The 3232-nt window shown below is 50.2% G+C and carries 2 rRNA genes; both read right to left on the reverse strand.

The features are described 5' to 3' along the window. A 5S ribosomal RNA gene (rrf, locus tag FD05_RS10710) occupies window positions 1-117 on the reverse strand. Between the two features lie 77 nt (window positions 118-194). Next, window positions 195-3116 (reverse strand): 23S ribosomal RNA (locus FD05_RS10715). Window positions 3117-3232 lie beyond the last annotated feature (116 nt).

Here is a 3232-nt window from a genome sequence, read left to right on the forward strand (position 1 = left end):
GCGTGGCAACGTCCTACCCTCGCAGGGGGCGATCCCCCAACTACTCTTGGCGTGCAGAAGCTTAACTTCTGTGTTCGGCATGGGAACAGGTGTATCCTTCTGGCTATCGCCACCACACTATTTTTCCTTGAAAGAACTTCGTTCTCTCAAAACTAGCTAATATTAATCTTCTGTACCTTGAACACCATTTCTACTTGGTTAAGTCCTCGACCGATTAGTATTGGTCCGCTCCGTACATCACTGCACTTCCACTTCCAACCTATCTACCTGATCATCTCTCAGGGGTCTTACTTCCATATAGGAATGGGAAATCTCATCTTGAGGTGAGTTTCACACTTAGATGCTTTCAGCGTTTATCTCATCCATACGTAGCTACCCAGCGGTGCGCCTGGCGGCGCAACTGGTACACCAGCGGTATGTCCATCCCGGTCCTCTCGTACTAAGGACAGCTCCTCTCAAATTTCCTACGCCCGCGACGGATAGGGACCGAACTGTCTCACGACGTTCTGAACCCAGCTCGCGTACCGCTTTAATGGGCGAACAGCCCAACCCTTGGGACCGACTACAGCCCCAGGATGCGATGAGCCGACATCGAGGTGCCAAACCTCCCCGTCGATGTGGACTCTTGGGGGAGATAAGCCTGTTATCCCCAGGGTAGCTTTTATCCGTTGAGCGATGGCCCTTCCATACGGTACCACCGGATCACTAAGCCCGACTTTCGTCCCTGCTCGACCTGTCTGTCTCGCAGTCAAGCTCCCTTCTGCCTTTACACTCGTTGAATGATTTCCAACCATTCTGAGGGAACCTTTGGGCGCCTCCGTTACTGTTTGGGAGGCGACCGCCCCAGTCAAACTGCCTACCTGACACTGTCTCCCGCCACGCTAAGTGGCGCGGGTTAGAGTGTTCACACAGCGAGGGTAGTATCCCACCAACGCCTCTGCCGAAACTAGCGTTCCGGCCTCAATGGCTCCTACCTATCCTGTACAAGCTGTGTCAACACCCAATATCAAGCTACAGTAAAGCTCCATGGGGTCTTTCCGTCCTGTCGCGGGTAACCTGCTTCTTCACAGGTATCTTAATTTCACCGAGTCTCTCGTTGAGACAGTGCCCAGATCGTTACGCCTTTCGTGCGGGTCGGAACTTACCCGACAAGGAATTTCGCTACCTTAGGACCGTTATAGTTACGGCCGCCGTTTACTGGGGCTTCATTTCTGGGCTTCGCCGAAGCTAACTCATCCACTTAACCTTCCAGCACCGGGCAGGCGTCAGCCCCTATACGTCATCTTACGATTTTGCAGAAACCTGTGTTTTTGATAAACAGTCGCCTGGGCCTTTTCACTGCGGCTGTGCTTGCGCACAGCACCCCTTCTCCCGAAGTTACGGGGTCATTTTGCCGAGTTCCTTAACGAGAGTTCACTCGCTCACCTGAGGATTCTCTCCTCGACTACCTGTGTCGGTTTGCGGTACGGGTAGTTGATTACTCACTAGAAGCTTTTCTCGGCAGTGTGACGTTGGTTGCTTCCCTACTTAAATTTCGGTCCTCATCACCACTTGTCAACCCGCCAAAAAGCATTTAACTCTTTGACTGACTCGTGGCTTAAACATCCGTTTCCAGCTGGATGCACAACTTAGCCTCCTGCGTCCCTCCATCGCTCAAACATAATCAACTAGTACAGGAATCTCAACCTGTTATCCATCGCCTACGCCTTTCGGCCTCGGCTTAGGTCCCGACTAACCCTGGGAGGACGAGCCTTCCCCAGGAAACCTTAGTCATTCGGTGGATCAGATTCTCACTGATCTTTCGCTACTCATACCGGCATTCTCACTTCTAAGCGCTCCACCAGTCCTTCCGGTCTGGCTTCGTTGCCCTTAGAACGCTCTCCTATCACTTGACCTAATGGTCAAGTCCACAGTCTCGGTAATATGCTTAGCCCCGGTAAATTTTCGGCGCGGAATCACTCGACTAGTGAGCTATTACGCACTCTTTAAATGATGGCTGCTTCTGAGCCAACATCCTAGTTGTCTATGCAACTCCACATCCTTTTCCACTTAGCATATATTTAGGGACCTTAACTGGTGGTCTGGGCTGTTCCCCTTTTGACGATGGATCTTATCACTCACCGTCTGACTCCCGGATAAAAATCAATGGTATTCGGAGTTTATCTGAACTTAGTAACCCATGACGGGCCCCTCATCCAAACAGTGGCTCTACCTCCATGATTCTACGTCCGAGGCTAGCCCTAAAGCTATTTCGGAGAGAACCAGCTATCTCCAAGTTCGTTTGGAATTTCACCGCTACCCACACCTCATCCCAGCACTTTTCAACGTACACGGGTTCGGGCCTCCAGTGCGTTTTACCGCACCTTCACCCTGGACATGGGTAGATCACCTGGTTTCGGGTCTACAGCAACATACTTAAACGCCCATTTCAGACTCGCTTTCGCTGCGGCTCCGGCTTTTAAACCTTAACCTTGCATGTTACCGTAACTCGCCGGTTCATTCTACAAGAGGCACGCTATCACCCATTAACGGGCTCTAACTGCTTGTAGGCACATGGTTTCAGGAACTATTTCACTCCCCTTCCGGGGTGCTTTTCACCTTTCCCTCACGGTACTGGTTCACTATCGGTCACTAGAGAGTATTTAGCCTTGGGAGATGGTCCTCCCGGATTCCGACGACGTTTCACGTGTGTCGCCGTACTCAGGATCCTGAACTGAGGGTCATTGATTTCACCTACGGGGCTATCACCCTGTTTCGCCAACCTTCCCAGATTGTTCGATTATCAACAACTTTGGTAACTCAAATGTTCAGTCCTACAACCCCAATGAGCAAGCTCATTGGTTTGGGCTGTTCCCCGTTCGCTCGCCGCTACTTAGGGAATCGAAAATTTCTTTCTGCTCCTGTGGGTACTGAGATGTTTCAGTTCCCCACGTCTACCTCTATACAGCTATGAATTCACCATATAGTAACAGCTGATTAAAACTGCTGGGTTTCCCCATTCGGAAATCTCCGGATCAAAGCTTACGTACAGCTCCCCGAAGCATATCGGTGTTAGTCCCGTCCTTCATCGGCTTCTAGTGCCAAGGCATTCACCATGCGCCCTTTTTAACTTAACCTGTACATCACTACGTGATGCAAAGTTAATTGAGTATTTGCGATTTTTTTCTAGTTAACAAACTCAAAATAACGCGGTGTTCTCGGTTGAAATTATATTACATACAATTTCAAAAAA

The sequence above is a fragment of the Lentilactobacillus otakiensis DSM 19908 = JCM 15040 genome (assembly GCF_001434145.1).
GTDB classification, from domain to species: Bacteria; Bacillota; Bacilli; order Lactobacillales; family Lactobacillaceae; genus Lentilactobacillus; species Lentilactobacillus otakiensis.